Genomic DNA, 16486 nt, shown 5'->3' with positions numbered 1-16486 from the left:
AAAATATTAATGTCTATTTTTAATCTCCGATAGAATATCCGTGCTTTTATTTTTAGTTTACAACAAAATACTCCTATCCATTTTTAGCCTTTCAGCAAAATATCTCCGTCTAATTTTTCCTCTTTCTATAAGCAAAATTAATAAATCATATGGTAAATATTTCCTAATTATTGGCTACATCATGGCAATGTTCTCGCCTATTCGGCCCCCGCGCAAGAAAAATACAAATGACCGTCTGTAATTTTTCAGGTTACAGGAGAATGGCTTAACTTATACTTCTTTTAATGAATAAACAACAAAATAAGGGCTTCTCCTACATTCAGATCGTGTTCTGAACTCAAATAATTTCTTACTAAACCATTTAATCTTTTCTCTACGGCTTTTTTTATTATTTTTAGCGGATCCTCTTTTTGGATATCAGAAACCAATTTAGTCGATCATCAACCGTTTATTTTGTTTACAAATTTGGGAATATTTAACACCGAACTGATAGCCACAGGTTCAACCCTTACTTCTTTTAATTGTAATTGCTTATCTTCCCAGTCAGCGGTCAGGAGAACAATCAATAATCCGGTTTGTCCCAAATTGCTTCTTTGCTCGACCAATATTTCCTCCAAACTTATTAAAGACTTTTTGGCTCTTAGGGGGGAAATTTTATGAGCGGGAAAATCCAGAGCACACCCATTATTTAGAGTCAAAAATCGATCGGGCAAATGGGGCAGAAAATTTTTGTTCTTATAACTATTTTGGAGAATAATGGTTCCGGCTGGCTGTAATAATTGAAGTAGCAACTTTAAGTCGTAAAAACTAACACCTAAACTTAAATATTCCTTTTTGCTGAAATTAATTACGTATTCACTCTGAGTATAAAGATAGTCAATTATGCGGGCTAATCTCATTTCTCCGCCGATAACTGGTGGAATGCCAACTATAAATTGAAAATTGGCTTTCTGTTCGGAAGGCAAATTGGCTAAGTAATCCAGTAACTTTTGTTCGATATTTTCCGGATTTCCAACCAGCAAGTAGATTTTTTCTGGTCCTTTTTTGCCGTCAAAGGGAGAGCGTTCTTTGGCTAGCACTTCGCTGAGTGAACTTTTGCCGAGTATTTGCTTAATGAGAGGAATAAATTCCGGACTGAGAATTTGAACCTGTTTTTTTCAGACGCGGGCTAATTCCAGTAATTCGAGAATATGTAATCAGTCAAAATCGTAGAAAATGAAAAAGAGTGGTCGTTCTTGGCTCGGGATTCTCTTGGCCGCAAAAAAAAGAGAATTTTTGTTTTGCCAGTGGAGACCTCAATAGTTAGTAATCAAATAAGTATTTTTTCTTTTTCGCGCACAAAATTGTTGAAAATTGGGCCAGAAATTAGAGGCAAAAAGTATTTTATTATTCAGAAGACCGCTAAAAATAAACCCTTCCAAAAAATAGAAACTGGATTGAGAATGATGAACTGCCACTCCCAAATTTCCTAATAGATAGCCATTGAGGGGAACAAAAGATAATGAAAAATCGCCAATTTTTAGCTCCTTAGAAAAATTTCATGCTTCCACAGCGATTATTTTGTTTCTTAAGCGAGGAAAAAGATGAGACAAAATTAATTTGCTCGGATGACTGGTGTAAATAGGGATTTGGAAGCCGATTTCACGACCAATATCAGCCAATAATCCGATATTTTGCCAATTAGTATTGGTGGCAATGATTGCTCTAATTTTATTCCTGTTTTCTTTCAAATAATCACGACCGACTTGTTGTTCTTGGGAGCCAATTAAGGAATAATCCTTGCCGGTGGCTAAAAGAAGGATATTTTTTTCGGACTCTAAGAGGTAAAAATTACCTTCATTTTCTCAACGGCCACTAAAAAGTAAAAAGCGAATTTTCATATTAATATTTCTGTAATTGATAATTATAAATAGTTAGCATGTAAGGGTTTTTAGGGACGAAGTGTGGCAGTTTTGACTTTGGCTTCGTTATTAAAATAGTAAGTTGTGGAATTTCCTGCCGAGACCCGTTTTTCAATATCTCGTTCTAAATAAAAAATTTGGTATTCTTTATCACTTCGTCGGTTTTGAACTTGTAGATGTTTTTTAGCAAGAAGTTCCTTAATAGAGGGATTGTCCGGATGGAATACGTATTTATCTAAATCTTTTTCAGGTTTTCCTCCTTGGATTTGGTTATCGATAAAAATGTAGTCTCCGCCGCTATACTGAGAATAGTCAAAATAAATTTCCTTGGCTTTGGTATTTTCTCAGCGATTTAAAAAGTCAGAGTCATTTTTAATTGGAGAAAGAGGAATTAAAGTAAAATTATTTTTTATCATAGTTAAGTTTGGATTTCCATTTTTATCGGCTTTTTCAACTTTACTTCCTTGATTTTTGGAGTAAACAAGGTTAAAAAGCAAGTCTTGTTGCCACAAATCTTTATCTACTAAAATAGGAGTATTTTTTGGCAACAGAAATCTTTTGTTGGTAGGATACATTCATTCTCCTTCTTTTGCCTCAGAAAACACTCAATAGTCTTTCCAATCGTCGTTAGCAAATGACAAACTGCCTACTCAAAAAATTTTTAGTTCAGTTTTATCATTATTTTCTGGCAGCGGGGGTGTTTCTTGATTAGACGAATCGTTGGGATTAATATCAGAACTTTGGCTTTTGTCTAAATCTCCACTTTTTCACCAAAAAACGCTACTTGCCACTAGCAAGATTAAAATCGCGAGACCGACAATTATTAAAATTACTTTCTTTGGCTTAATCACTTTCTTTCTACTTAACATGATATTTATTTCTACTTCGTTATTGGGCTTCTTTAATAGCAACTATTTGTATTTTGTATTCTTTTTGGCTGGTTTTGACTTCGGCTATTTCACCAACTTTTTTGTTGTTGAGAGCCATTCCGAGAGGGCAATCGCGGGAAATTCGGCCTTGCTCGGGATTGGTCTCTCCGCTGGTTAGCCGAACCGTTATTTCCTCGTCGGTCTCCAATAAACGATAAGTAATAATTTTATCCTCCTCGTGGCTGGCTGCGGTTAATTTGGATTTTAAATAATCAATTTGTTCTTGATAAATTAGTAAATTTTCATTCAATAAAATCCAGTCGCTATTTTCCGAACAATCTTTAGCCCCATAATTTTTTAATTTTTCTTTAGTGGCGAAAAAAATGTTCTCCAACTTGTGTAATCTTTCTTGTAGAGGAGTATAAGTTTCTCTAACTTTCTTTTTAGCCTCCGGCAAAATATCAGGTTTATTTTTAATGCTTCGCATAAAATATTCTTATCTATTTTTTACGCTTTGACAATATTGTCCTTTTTTTTAATTTTTAGAAAATATTTTATTTATTATTAGATTTACTTTTGAGTAACGGAACTATCTACTGGATAGGCATTCAGACTAGTAATTAATTTTTGCCCTTTGTAAAGTTGAATTCTTTTCTTTTTTTCGTCTTGAAGAAAATCGACTAAATCTTTTTTATTGTATCAGCATACCACTTCTTCGGCTAATAGATAAATCTCGGACTTGGCTCGCTTGTCAATCAAAAATACTTTTTGTAAATGGGATGGAATAATCTTGACCGCTTTTTTGGCTTTTTTGCCGATACATTCCGAACAATTTCTAATTTCTTTATTTAGGGCTTGGAATTTAGGACATTCCAGACGATTTTTACTGGACTGTTTATTTAATTCTTTCGATTCTGCTCGTAATTTTTCCAACTTTTTAGCGCTAGGCTTAGCAGTCTTCTGCAATTGTTCGATTTTTCCTTTCAATTCTTCTTTTTCTCTTTTTTTCTTATCACAACATTTATCATTCTCGTGCTGAATTTTTGCCTCTTCGTGTTGAAGACAATTTTTCCGACAATCCGCACATCTTTTGGTTTTTTCTTCGGCATTTTTCAACTCTTTTTTCTTTTTGTCGGCTTTATCCTTTCAACCTTGTTGCTCTTGTTTGATTTGATCCAATTCTTTTTTGTATTTTTCAATCACCTCTGGATTAACTTGTTCTTTTTGTGCCTGCCCCAGCACCTCTTTCAATTCCTCCTCTTTTTTCTTGACAATTTTTAATTTTTCCTCCAATTTTTCTCAATTTTCTCTTAACTTGCTAATAGAATTCTCGTGCTTATCACAATACTTTGAAGTCAACTTCTCCTCTACTCGGAATTTTTTCTTGCCTTTTCCGCCCCGCTTTTTGGCTAATTGGAAAACCGCCGAGAGGGATTTTTTTACTCCACTTTTATCTTCGCGAACCGCTAACAAATTGAACTCATTTTTCGGTAATTCTTTTTCTACTACTAAAAAGTTAATCATTTCATCTTTTGCTTGGCCTGGTGCAACAGGCGTTACCTTATTACAGTCCGGACAATTTCTAATTTCTTTATTTATCTCTTTTCCCCGCGGGCAACGAAGCGAGGCACCTAGTTGACTCTTATCACAACAAGAAGCGGCTTTGTGCTGCTCGAGCAAAGATTTGTGTTTAGGACAACGAGTTTTTTGACTGCCATCTTCTAACTTAATAGCAGTAACTCCATAAGCAGCCCGGCCGAAGTCCCCAGCCATTTTCTCAGCAAAACTTTTGCTCTTTCCCTGCTTGGTAAATACCATTATATCATCATTTCCCGAAGTAAAGGCGACTTGACTAATTTCGTCGCGGTGCTTGGCTATATTAATTATTTTTTTCCCCCCTTTCATTACTCTACCAATTTTTTCTAGGGATAAACGCTTAATTTTTCCCTTCTTTGTACTAATTACTAATCATTTTTCTTTTTTTTCGGTTGTAGTTAGAAAGTCTTCGCGAACCGAAATAACTTGTTCGATAGTTTCCCCCTCGGCTAATTTCAACATTCTGCTCTCTCGTAAATTAATACTTTTATCAGCCAATTTGTAAACTGGGAGAATGTAGATTTTTCCAAGGTTAGAAAAACACCATAAATCATCACGACGGTTGGATTTAATAATGGCTAAATTTTCCCCACGAGTTTTTAATTCCTTACCTACACTCGGAATATTAGTAGCCTCCAAAGAATTAATTTTGTAAATATTTAAATAACTAGGCAATTTTTCTTTTTCCCCCGTTTCCGACTTGGCTTTTTTCTTTTCACCACGGCTGAGAATAATAATAATTTCTTCGGGAGCAATGGCCTTTCTTTCGTCGATTAGGTGAGAATCGGAAATGATTTGAGTACGGCGATGGTCTTTCTCGTAATCCTTCTTCAATTGTTCTAAGTCTGCAATTAATTTTTCTTTGCGCTTTTCCTCACTAGCAACTAATTGAGCCAATTTTTCATTCTCGATTTTTAGGTCGGCTATTCCCTGGGTCAAGTCGGCTTGTTTTTCCGGCGTAAATTGACGAAAACTAATCGACATGCTTAAAATGTTCTCAATTTTAATTTTTCCTTGTTTAATTTCAGTGAACTTTTGTTTTAATTGTTCGTTACGTTCTTCTTCGGTCGGGTAACCTTTAATTATTTCCGCAATTTCTTGGTAATTATTGATAATAAAGAGCCGTGTATTTAAATTAACCAACTCTTTTTCATTTTCTTTTCAGAGAAATTGGGATTTACGGCGAATATTTTCTAGGCGATTACTGATAAACGCTTGTAAAATTTCCGTCAAAGAAAAAATCTTAGGATTTTCGCCTACCAAAGCCCGCATTTTAACGGAAAAACTAATTTGTAATTGAGTATTTTTGTATAATTTATTAAGAATTATTTGTCCGTCGTGTTGTTGGGCATCGAATTCTAGGCGAATGTCAGTAATTCCCCGATTAGAATAGTCAACAATTTTCTTTAATCCAGCAATTTTTTTGTCTTCATCCTTAATTTTAATTAGGTCGGCAATGCGGGCTACGAGAGCCGATTTGCTGACTTTGTAAGGCAATTGCGTAACCCAAATGATATTGCGAGCCGTTTTTGTTGTTCCGGCTATTTCCCGACCAATTTTCACCTCTTGAGGCGAGAAAATTTGAGCCTTGGCTCGTAAATGGATAGTGCCTTCGCCTTTTTCGTAAATGCTAGGTAATTTTTCTTTCTCTAAAACATAGCCACCACCAGGGAAGTCAGGTCCTTTTAAATCGTGAACTAATTCTTGATTAATTTTCTTTTTTAACTGAAGGAGGTCTTCTTCGATTTTTTTTCTTTCGGTAATTAGACTGTTATAATGTTCCTCAATTGATTGTTTAGCCGCAGCATTTTGCGTCTCCTCCCTTTTAAAATCAGTAGCGATGATTTGTTGATTCTTACTCTGTAAGTCTGTCTGTAATTTCTGAATAGAAATTAAATCCGGATTACGAATTAAGTTGATAGTGGCTGTCAAAGTTTCTCCTAAATTATGAGGAGGAAGATTAGCAGTCATTCCCACCGCAATGCCACTGGATCCGTTTAATAACAAATTGGGCAGGCTAGTTGGCAAAATAACCGGTTCTTCTTTGCCCTTGCTATCGTCATAATTGTTTTTTCAGTCCGTGGCCCCGTAAGCGATATCTTCTAATAAATGAAGTGCATAAGGAGTTAATTTCACCTTAGTGTAACGCATAGCCGCTGGGGGATTTTTGTCGTAACCAAAATTGCCCCGACCATAAACTAATGGATAACGAAGTTTGTCGGACCGCACCATGTTCGTCATAGCGTTGTAAATACCTTGGTCACCATGGGGGTGCCAATCGGACATAGTTTTACCTACAATATTAGCCGAAGTTGTTTCGGCTTTGTTAGGAGTAATTCCTAGTTGGTAGAGAGCAAAAAGGATTCGACGTTGTACGGGCTTTAAACCATCGTGTACATTTGGCAAGGCCCGGTCCTCGACCACGGCGTAGGCATAACGGAGAAAATTAACCAAAGCCAAGTGGCCCATATCAATTTTTTGGTCTTCACTGATAGTTAAAGTGGCTTCTCGATAACTCCTTTTTTCCAAGTATTCTTTACGTTTGTCGCTCTTGGTTCCCATTAGCCCCCGGATTATTTGCTCGTCCTCGGTCCAGTTAGCAATATTTACGTTATACAAACGCCGTCTTTCAGGGTCCATGGTACTTTCAAATAATTCCGAAGCGTCTATCTGTCCCAAACCTTTAATCCGCTCAATTTTTCGTTCTTCGCGAGGGTGGTCTTTCAAATAAGTTTCTAATTCTTGGTCGCTATAAAAATAGTGGATCTGTTTTCTGGCTTGGACTCGATAAAGTGGAGGTACTGCTACAAATAATTTTCCCCCTTCAATTAAATAAGGCAAGTGTTTGAAAATAAAAGTTACTAATAAGATAACGATATGTGCTCCGTCGTCGTCCGGGTCAGCCATCAAAATGATTTTTCTAAAATTGGACTTGCCTAATAAACTTTTGAGAGTTTCTCGAACAATAATGGATACTTGCCCTAAATTAAGTGGAGTATCGGCCGCAATTGCCTTTTTTTTGCCTTCTTCTTCGTAAACAAACTCTTCCGGCAAAGTTAATTCTTCATCAAGTACTTGTTTTTCTAATCAGGGACGAAAGCGAACATAATTGTTTTTCAAAAGTCCCTTGGTGTCGGCAAATCCCAAGGCTAACAGAATGTTATAGATTTGCTTATTTTGGAGCACCCGTCGCACTAATTTCAAAGCGTTGGGTGGTTTACCTTGGAGAGCGAGAACGGTCTGGGTTTTAACGTCCCGACCTTCTTCAGCACTACCACCCGCTGATTTACCTTCGACAAAAAATATTTCTTCGTTTTCTTCCGAACCGGATAATACTTTTACTAAATCAAGCGTTTTTTTTCCGCCTTGAAAAATATCTTGCTCTTCTTTCAAGTGTAGACGCAATTTAGCATTATCGATAATCTTCTCTTTAATAATTTTAGCCGTGGCAGCATTGTCTTGAAAAAAACCACTTATTAATTCTTGGGTCAATTTTTTGGTTTTTTCGCGGACTTCCCGATTAGCCAATCGGTCTTTGGTTTGTCCGGCAAATTCAGGGTTTTTAATGCGGACCGATACCAGCGATGTTAAACCTACCAAAATATCGCTCGTCTCAATTTCTAAATTGGGATTATCCTTGATGACTAATTCTTTGCAAATTTCAAAAAGACCACTCTCAAAGCCGCTAACATGGGAACCACCGCCACCGGTGCGAATATTATTACAAAAAGAACGAATATTGTTTTTGTCATAACTGTCCTGATACTGAAAAGCCAGACTTAATTGGAAATATTCCGAGGCTTTTTCCTCGCTCACTACCTGGTGAAAAATTTCTCCTAAAGTTGTTTTGCTGGCATGGAGTTCTTCAATTCAACTCTTTAGGCCGCCTGTAAAATGATAGACGATTGGTTCGGCCATGGGAGAAGTAGCAAAATAAAAGGTAAGGTTAGGATTTAAGTAGGCTATTTCTTTTAAACGTCGCTGAATGGTTTCTACTTTGAAATAGGTAAATTCCTTGAAAATTTCTGAATCGGGAGTAAATTCTACCAATAGGCCGTTATTTCGTTCGGGAGTGTCAGTAATTTGCGAAGAGATTAATTTTCCCCGCTCATAAATTATGGTTTCGGTTTTTCCTTCGCGGCTACTTTCTACCCGTAAAGATCTAGAGAGAGCATTAACCACCGTCACCCCTACTCCGTGTAGTCCACCAGAGGTTTTGTAGGCTTTGTTGTCAAATTTTCCTCCTGAATGAAGAACCTCAAAAATGGTTCTCAAAACGCTCATTTTAGTTTTGGGATGAGTTTCAATAGGGATGCCCCGCCCGTCGTCCTTGATAGTAATAGTAGTTTGGTCGGCCGAAAGGGTAATTCAGATTTTTTGACAATAACCGGCTACGGCTTCATCGACTGGATTATCAATGGCTTCTCAGGCTAAGTGGTGTCAGCCTTGTTCGTCAGTGGAGCCAATATACATTCCCGGTCTTTTGCGGACCGCTTCAATATTTTCTAGAACCTGAATGCTCTCGGCTCCGTATTCTTCTTTTTTCTTTTTCTTTTCAGGCATAAATTAAATTTTCTTTTCTTGGAAATTTATATAAAATAACTGTCGTGATAATTTTCCTGACTTTGAATGTATTGTCTAATAAATGAATAAACTCTGATGACTGTTTTAAGCCACTTAGGTATGTACATTCTCGCTAAAATTATGATAAAAAATTTGAGAGGGATTTCTGTTAAAAGAATTCAAAATAGACTAATCCCCAAATCACTATTTTTTTCTTTGGAGAATCTTTTTGGCTTTTTTCTTTTTGTTTTGTTGTTTTTTCTCGTCAGAGGCTTTGATTTCCTTTTTTGTTCCTTCAACTGGTACTTTTTGAACTTTTGCCATATAACGATAAACAAGAATACCAACAACAACTCCCAATGCAAAGGCTGTTGGGGCTACCACTAAATAAACTATTAAATCATTCATAGTTAAATAACTTACAGAAAGGAATTTTATTAAAAAAACCTTTTTGTAAAAAATGGCAGAGGCGACAGGACTCGAACCCACATTCTCGGATCTGGAGGCCGATGTTCTACCATTGAACTACACCTCTTAATTTGAGAGACATCTGTCGCTCTCTGCCCTTGTAAAAATACTATGTAAAATAAATAATAACTAAAATATCATGAAGAATAAGCCGCATTCTGTTTTTAACCGGTGATCTGTCTTAATTCTTTTTGAGAATTACCAATTAAGATTATTTTTCTCTTGCTTTGGTGCTCCTACCAATTTAAGAATTTGGATTGCTCGCTAGCGGGGTTTACGACGTTCCACTTCCTCGGTTTCCCGAGTAATCGTCACTATGGCACTTTTATAGGCTAATATACCGTATGCCGAGGAGAGAGAAAGAGAGGCACTTAGGTAGTTCGCCAGCCGTCAGAAAGAACAATAAAATCTGCCTAGGTTTATTGGACCTAGCACTAAAACTACTTACAATTCCAGCAAGTGCGAGTACGGACTTTCCTCAGTTATAAAATAACTGCCACCAGTCTTCATGATTTATTTTTACCATCTTGTTATCTCTATAAGATATTTTTGTATCTTTATCTATTTCAAAACACTATCCGCCTAATACTTCGTATAAGCATTACTTCTATCTTTGGTCTTTATTAGGCAAAATATTTTTATCTATCTTTCTCGTCAATTATGTCAACTATCACACTGGGCACAATAAAATTTTATTCCTGCCGTTATATAGTAACCTAAATCCTGCTTCCTCAATTGAGCCTTTTTCATGTAAGTTCTCCAATTTGGTTCCATGTTCCAAGCACCATCCTTTCATTTAACTTTAGTTCGTTCATTACAGCGTTCACATTTGATTCAGACTTCATCCCAACCGACACTAATACCGAGATCCTTTTGGTGTCGAGATAAATCACCAAAGTTTAATATTTTTTTCTTATTTATTTCCTCTAAATTTCGACCTTCACTTTTATTCATATGTATATTATTATTTAATTTTGCTTAGTCAGTTTATTATACAATTAGGGAGGAGACAACTTAGCCTCCGATAATAGAATTATCAAAGACTATTCATTTCCTCCCTTTTTTTATTTAATCTACGACACTAAAACAACCATTCACGATTGCTTATTTAATCTCTAATTTCTATTTCATCCTCATCTTCTTTTTTTTCGACTCCAGCCCCTTCTTCCTCGGCTGGTCCATTTCATCAATCTTTAACTTGTTTTCAGAAGATAGCCACACCAATGGCTGCCAATCCTAATACTATTCCAGTATAAGTTATCAAAGGTTTAACAATGTTGCCTTTGCCAGGTACAAATCAAGCCTTTCAGCCGGTTTTTTCCTCAGTTGGCGATGGCGTACTAGGAGTTTCGGTTTTACTTCAGGCTTCACTTCGTAACTTAATATCTTTCACTCTTTTATCGTGGAGGTAAGTAATAATCTTATCTTTTGTTATTCCTTCGCCAGTCTCTGGATTACCATACCGCTCTTTGTTAAACTTATTTTTGGTTGGGTCAGTATTATATCCATTGTTATCAGCAGTAGCATTACTTTTCATATTTTTCACCAGTGGATTATCCTTATTAGCAGGTTTGTCTAAATCAGCCTTATGTTCATGAGTCACAATTGTTCGGATAACCGTTTTAGCACCTTTTTTGATAAATTTTTGTCAACTTTCGGCTTTTTTAGTATCATCGCTGTCATCATATTCTTTTTTTCCCCCATCGTCACCATTCTCTTTTAAATATTTCAGGAGAGCATTATATTTGGTCTTGTCAGCCGCCGTTGGAGAGTAAGCGTCAAAGAAGATAGTTTTGATATCGCTCTCGTTTGCTATCGTTTTTTCATCTGATTTCTTTCAACTGTTTGCTTCGTCTGCAGTGAATTCAAAATTGAATAAGGCTTTCAAATTTTCTGTGGTAATACCGCTTTGCTGAGGTTTATCTTTGGCTAATTCAGCATTAATCGCATCCACTACGGTTTGGTCTCCTAATTCTTCGTAAGCATCTCGAAAAAGTTCAAGTCCAATTTCAGTATCGGCTTTGGCAGCAGTTATTCTAGAGGCTAAATCTGTGCCAAGACTTTCAAATTTTTGTTTAATTACAGCATTTCAAGCCGCTACATCTTTTCGTTTAGAATCAATAAGATCTAAAATAGTCTGATTAGTTGATTGTTTAAAAGGTCTACCGTCTTTTCCTTCATTTTCTAATCAATTTATATCCAACAATAGTCTTTTAGCAGCAGTAGCCTTTAAAATAGTGTTAGCATTACTTCAATCAGAATCACTTAAACCGGTTAAATTCATGTCGGTAACTTTTTTCTGTTTAGCGGCAATTTCGTCTTTAATTAAAGCATCAATTTTCCCTTCTTCCTCTTCGAGTTTTCTTTTCTCATCATCGACTTTTTTCTTTCATTCATTGTATATTACACCCTGGTCTTTGAGTTCGTTTTCCTCTAAAAGTTTCTTTTTAGTTTCAAGGGCTCTTTTCCTTAATCCAAGTCTACTAGCCACTTCATTAGGGTCAGAAACAGCAAAAACTCTTATTTTATTTCCCTCTTCATCTTCTAATTCTGATTCGTAACTGCAATTGGTTTGAAAAGTAGCATCATGGTAATTAGTGATTAATATATTTTCAATACTAGTTCCAAGAGTGCCACCATCCCCATTAACAGAACGAATAACTTTCTCCCGATTACTCTTATTTAGAAAAATCATGTAGTAAAGTTTAATCCAGCCTTCTAAGCCATCTTTTAGATTGATAACTTTTCCTTTATTATGGTCATCAAAATAAGCGAATTTGCAATTCAAAAATTCCTGAGGAGCATTTCCCTCCTTTATTAGTTTTTTTCTTTCTTCTTCAGTTAAAGGCTGGTCTTGGGCTTTTCAAATATATCATTTTTGATTAGTCCCTCACTTGTTACTTAGTTTAGTAAAAAAAGGTGCATCTATTCCATTCATTTCTGTAATAGGAGCTAGCAAATGAACAAAATCGAACAAATCTTTATATTTAAGAGTAGGCAATTTTGTATTATACTCATGGGTTATTATTTCTACTCCATTTTTTTCATACCTCCTTCCAATTCCCCCCGATCCTTCTGGTCCGACCGCCTTTCCATTTTCAACCTTCGTTCATGTATGATCCAGTTCAGCAGCATAAGTTCTGATTTTTGCTAATAAGCCTGTTAACTTGGTTTGCTGGGTGGTATCAAAAGGAGTTCCAGTTGCCGCTATTTTACTATTGAAGTCAGTATCATCAATTTTCGCTAACTGAAAAACAATTTCCTGCCCAATCATTTGAGCACCAAGCGATTCAGTAGTATACATAGTACTTCCATCTTCTAAAGTAACTTCATATCTATTAGTATACTTTTCATCGGCATTATCTTTAATTCATTTGTTAAGTGCTGCACCATAACCTTTGGCTTTGAAATTTGCATATGCAGCCTTGCCCTTAGCAGCATCAGCATACTCTGTCATTTCAACAGTCACCCTATGTATACTTTCGTCAGTGTCTACCAATTCTTTTTCGATTTCGCGAAAACGAATTTCAGCAGATTTATCCTTTTCTAACTCTTTCTTCTTAGTTTCAATTCCACTAACTGTTGTTAAAATAGCATTTAATTCACTTTTTTTTAATATTAATATTTTCTTTAATTTTGTAATTTTGTCGTCGTGACCAATTCATTTAAGTTCCATAGTTATTATATTTTATATTAGCGTTCTTATAACTTTCTGTTATCCTCATTATGTAAAACAACATAAAGAGAGAGAGAGAGAGAGACGAAATCTCAATCGCTCTACATCATTATTTATTATCGGTCATCTATAATTATTTCATCATTTACATCATATATTTTATATTTTATACATATTCTACTATTTCAAAACCTCAACTTCATTTTTTTTTTGCTTTCATTACCAATCTTCAATATCAAAAGCAATCCTCCAAGCCTTTTTAGCCTGTTCCATTATTTCTCTGCTAACCATTCCCAACTTTTCTACTAAGCGCAACTCTTTATCAATAGTCATAGGGAAAATAAATTGGATTTTGCTTGGCTCCTTTAATCCGGTTGCTGGGGTATTTTTGACAAAAACTTCAAAAGGCTCAATATTCTCGACATTGTCAGTAGTTAACGGAACTACAACTACTAAATCATTAAACTCATTCTGAATGTCACCACTAATTACCATACAAGAGCGAAAAGTTTTGGGGGTTTCTTTAATTTTTTTGAATTTCACTAATCAGATTTGCCCCTGTCGAGGAATACTCGTATTTTTAATACTTTGTATTTCACCTTGGTGGGGAATTTTAGTTGCGGCAATAATTTGCATTTCTCCCCTTTGCGGAACTTTTTTAATTTTTTTCATTACCTTTTGTTGATATAATCGTCCACTGCTTCATCTCAAATCGCCAACACCTTTTTTAATTTCTTATTTTTGGCTATTCGTTGATGGGCTACAATTAATTTTTCTCTTAACTGCTCTTTTTCTTTCTTTTCATTCTGAGATAACTCTTTTTCTACTGCCTGATTAACAAATTCACTAATTTTCCTCTGGCTAATTAAAGGCTTGATCTTATTGTAAGTTTTTTCTGAAAAATAAATATTGACATTGTGACCTCGCATAATATATTATTTTAGCAAGATGCTTACTTAAGTAGTTTTGTTTTTTCATAGTTGACACAAACCAGAGCAGGCAAAAAACTCACTAAAAAACAACGAGAACACTACCAAAAGAAGCGAAAAAAGAATAAAAAATAACTTAATATGACTAAAAAACAACTAAAAGCCATGCCGGGTAATCACCGAACAGCAATAACAACCGAAAACCGAGAAGTCATTCAGGAATTAAGAGAAATCAAAAGCGATATTAAAGAAGTCAAGAAATTCCTCATAATTAACAGTCTTCGCCAATTAGTAGTCAATTACGATCAGCAAACCGAAAAAAAGAAGCAAAAATTAGCCAAAGATTGAGAATTAGCCGAAAAAGACGAACAACGCAATAAAGAAATTGCCGAATGAGACCAAATACAAGAGGAGGACGAGAAAAACTCAAATAGTTAATGATTGGCATTAAAATCAGACCTCATTCCGAGAAAAAAATAGAAGTTAAACGCGGTGAAGTCTATTTAATTCGTTTTGACCCCTTAAAAAAAGGCAAGTTAAAAAAAATTGTTAAGAATACCGAAATTAAAGACCCCCATCCTGCGGTGGTAATTTCTAATGACATTCAAATCCAAAAAAGCAGCCGAATTATTGTGGTTCCGCTAACTCACACCCGTAAACCCTTTTATGAGAGTTGGGAAGTTTACTCTAACTTTAACAAGCAAAGGGGAAAAATTATGTGCTACCAAGTAAAAAATATTGATAAACAAAGAATAATAAAACATTTAGGAAAATTAGACCCTAAAACTCTGAAAGAAGTAGAAACGAAAATCCTGGATGGTTTGGAATTAATTAACTCCCTTGCTAAAGAACAATTGGGGCCAATGATAAATATATTAAACAAAATTTGATACTCGGGAAGTGAGGAAGGGTTGGAGGTTAGTTGAGCGAGTAATTGTTAACTGTTGGTAGATTGGAGAATTTGAGCTGTCTGCTGTTGATTTTGCAAACTAACTAAATGTTTTTCTAATTGGTGAATCTCAGTTTGCTTGTTTAAAAGGGTTTGTAAACTTTCTTGATCGTTACTTAATTCTGCACTCAATGTTTGTTTTAACTCCTCAATTTTTTCGGAAGCATTGTCATTATTCTGCAAAACTTTCTTTTGCTTTTTTAATAGTTTTTCAAGAAGATACTTGCCAGATACGCTCAGGTTGTCTTTTAGAAGATTAGTTAATTCTTCTAACTCTTGTTTTTTCAAGGAAATTTGGGTAACTAAATCCTGTGTTTTTATCCTTTGAATTTCGGCTTGAAGAGCAAGAAAACTATAAGACTGTATAGGAAAAACTATACTAAACAATTGTTGAAGTTGCTCTTGAAACTGGTGCTTTTCTTCTTCTAATTCAACTACTTTGGATTGGTTATTTTCTCTTTCAGTAACTAATTTTGCTTCTAAACGTTCAATTAATTGGGCTTGCTGAATAACTTTAATAGGATTTACTTTTTCATGGTGCTTTTCTTTTCATCCCTTGAGAAGGTGAGCTTGACTACCCCAATTTCATCAGCCATAATTACGTAATTCTTGATTAATAACTTTTATTTTAGCATCTTCTTCTTCATTTGTCGCTTCACAATAAAGTTCGTAAACACTTTCTGGCAGATACTCCAAGCCGCTATCAATGTCGGTGTCATTAACGAAAAGTACTCCTAATTCTACCATATTCTGCAAATATTTTAAGGAACCAACAATACCATTGTTTGATAAGTATAATTCTTTCAAATTAACCAAATGACTTAGAAAATTTAGATCCCTTTCAGTAAACTTATTATTGCTAATTTCTAGTTTTTCTAACTTTAGGTTATTAGTAAACTCCAGGTCAGTCAAAAGATTATTACCACAGCAAAGCTCTTTCAGTTCAGGACAACTGCTCACATTGAGTTCAGGAATTCGATTGTGTTCACATTCAATTATTTCCAAGTTAGGACAATCATTAATAATTAAACTGGTTATTTCATTTTTATCACACTTTACATGCTTTAAATGCGGATGATTGTTTAAATGTAAATTATTTAATTGATTGTTGGCACAACTAAGTTTTTCTAAATTAATTAAGCCAGTAAGATCAAGATTAGTTAATCTGTTTCCAGAACAATATAATTCTTTTAGGTTAGAACAATTGTTAAACTTTAAGTCAGTTAATTGTTCCACTGACAAACTTAAGGAAGAGAGTTTTGGCTTAGCACCTAACTCTAGTTTAGTGAGAGGAGAATTCAAACATTTTTCATTGATATTTATTTTTTTTAGATTAGAATAGTCTGACAAGTCTAACTCCCCTCCATCAATTTTTTCTCAAGGATTATCGTCAATAGTTTCCTCTAAATCTGTATCATAATAACTTTTGTCCTCAATAATGATTTCTTTTACTTGCTCTTTGTCTTTCTTAGTTGGATATTTTTGATTTAAATATTCTTGTAAAGTACTCATAATATATTATTTTGATGCTCATG

At 35.0% G+C, this 16486-nt stretch carries 12 protein-coding genes, 1 tRNA gene and 1 other RNA gene; 2 read left to right on the top strand and 12 right to left on the bottom strand.

Translation table 4 applies throughout. From position 1 onward, the window contains the following. Positions 1-281 precede the first annotated feature (281 nt). The 11 genes from DHMRE_RS03655 to DHMRE_RS03605 form a co-directional block, all read right to left on the bottom strand. A complete protein-coding gene (locus DHMRE_RS03655) occupies positions 282-1880 on the bottom strand; it encodes a hypothetical protein (protein ID WP_322632349.1) in 1599 nt (532 codons plus the stop codon). 50 nt (positions 1881-1930) lie between these two features. Further along, positions 1931-2770, bottom strand: a complete 840-nt coding sequence (locus DHMRE_RS03650) for a hypothetical protein (RefSeq protein ID WP_322632348.1) — start codon at positions 2768-2770, stop codon at positions 1931-1933. A gap of 19 nt (positions 2771-2789) precedes the next feature. After that, positions 2790-3257 carry a GreA/GreB family elongation factor gene (locus DHMRE_RS03645; RefSeq protein ID WP_322632347.1) on the bottom strand — a complete coding sequence of 156 codons (468 nt, stop codon included), beginning with the start codon at positions 3255-3257 and terminating at the stop codon, positions 2790-2792. Between the two features lie 83 nt (positions 3258-3340). Beyond that, complete coding sequence (locus DHMRE_RS03640) at positions 3341-8929, bottom strand: DNA gyrase subunit A (protein ID WP_322632346.1); 5589 nt, start codon at positions 8927-8929, stop codon at positions 3341-3343. Between the two features lie 204 nt (positions 8930-9133). Then, positions 9134-9337 (bottom strand): hypothetical protein, encoded by a 204-nt coding sequence (locus tag DHMRE_RS03635; RefSeq protein WP_322632345.1) that lies wholly within the window; start codon positions 9335-9337, stop codon positions 9134-9136. Between the two features lie 53 nt (positions 9338-9390). Further along, positions 9391-9464: transfer RNA gene (locus DHMRE_RS03630), tRNA-Trp, on the bottom strand. Positions 9465-9539: 75 nt separating this feature from the next. Then, positions 9540-9908, bottom strand: an RNA gene (rnpB, locus tag DHMRE_RS03625) — RNase P RNA component class B. A 131-nt stretch (positions 9909-10039) separates the two neighbouring features. Next, the gene (locus tag DHMRE_RS03620) at positions 10040-10351 is read right to left on the bottom strand and encodes a hypothetical protein (protein ID WP_322632344.1); all 312 of its coding nucleotides are present in this window, start codon (positions 10349-10351) and stop codon (positions 10040-10042) included. A 154-nt stretch (positions 10352-10505) separates the two neighbouring features. Continuing rightward, the gene (locus DHMRE_RS03615; RefSeq protein WP_322632343.1) at positions 10506-13073 is read right to left on the bottom strand and encodes a hypothetical protein; all 2568 of its coding nucleotides are present in this window, start codon (positions 13071-13073) and stop codon (positions 10506-10508) included. 219 nt (positions 13074-13292) lie between these two features. Further along, positions 13293-13745, bottom strand: a complete 453-nt coding sequence (locus DHMRE_RS03610) for a type II toxin-antitoxin system PemK/MazF family toxin (RefSeq protein WP_322632342.1) — start codon at positions 13743-13745, stop codon at positions 13293-13295. Then, entirely contained in the window at positions 13745-14002 is a 258-nt protein-coding gene (locus DHMRE_RS03605; RefSeq protein ID WP_322632341.1) for a hypothetical protein, read from the bottom strand. Before DHMRE_RS03605 ends, DHMRE_RS03610 begins: the two co-directional genes overlap by 1 nt. Positions 14003-14143: 141 nt before the next feature. On the opposite strand from DHMRE_RS03605, the gene DHMRE_RS03600 reads away from it, so the two are divergent. Both DHMRE_RS03600 and DHMRE_RS03595 read left to right on the top strand, forming a co-directional pair. Further along, the gene (locus DHMRE_RS03600; RefSeq protein ID WP_322632340.1) at positions 14144-14440 is read left to right on the top strand and encodes a hypothetical protein; all 297 of its coding nucleotides are present in this window, start codon (positions 14144-14146) and stop codon (positions 14438-14440) included. After that, a complete protein-coding gene (locus DHMRE_RS03595; protein ID WP_322632339.1) occupies positions 14440-14943 on the top strand; it encodes a type II toxin-antitoxin system PemK/MazF family toxin in 504 nt (167 codons plus the stop codon). The genes DHMRE_RS03600 and DHMRE_RS03595 overlap by 1 nt, the downstream gene beginning before the upstream one ends. Here the strand turns inward: DHMRE_RS03595 and DHMRE_RS03590 are convergent. Further along, positions 14940-16463, bottom strand: coding sequence for a leucine-rich repeat domain-containing protein (locus DHMRE_RS03590; protein WP_322632338.1), 1524 nt, complete (start codon positions 16461-16463; stop codon positions 14940-14942). The genes DHMRE_RS03595 and DHMRE_RS03590 overlap by 4 nt on opposite strands. Between the last annotated feature and the right edge of the window lie 23 nt (positions 16464-16486).

It is taken from the genome of endosymbiont DhMRE of Dentiscutata heterogama (assembly GCF_002888635.2).
Taxonomy (GTDB): Bacteria; Bacillota_I; Bacilli_A; order Mycoplasmatales; family CGIF01; genus CGIF01.
The sequence above is the reverse complement of the archived record's forward strand: the minus strand, read 5'-3'. Positions and strand labels throughout refer to the sequence as shown.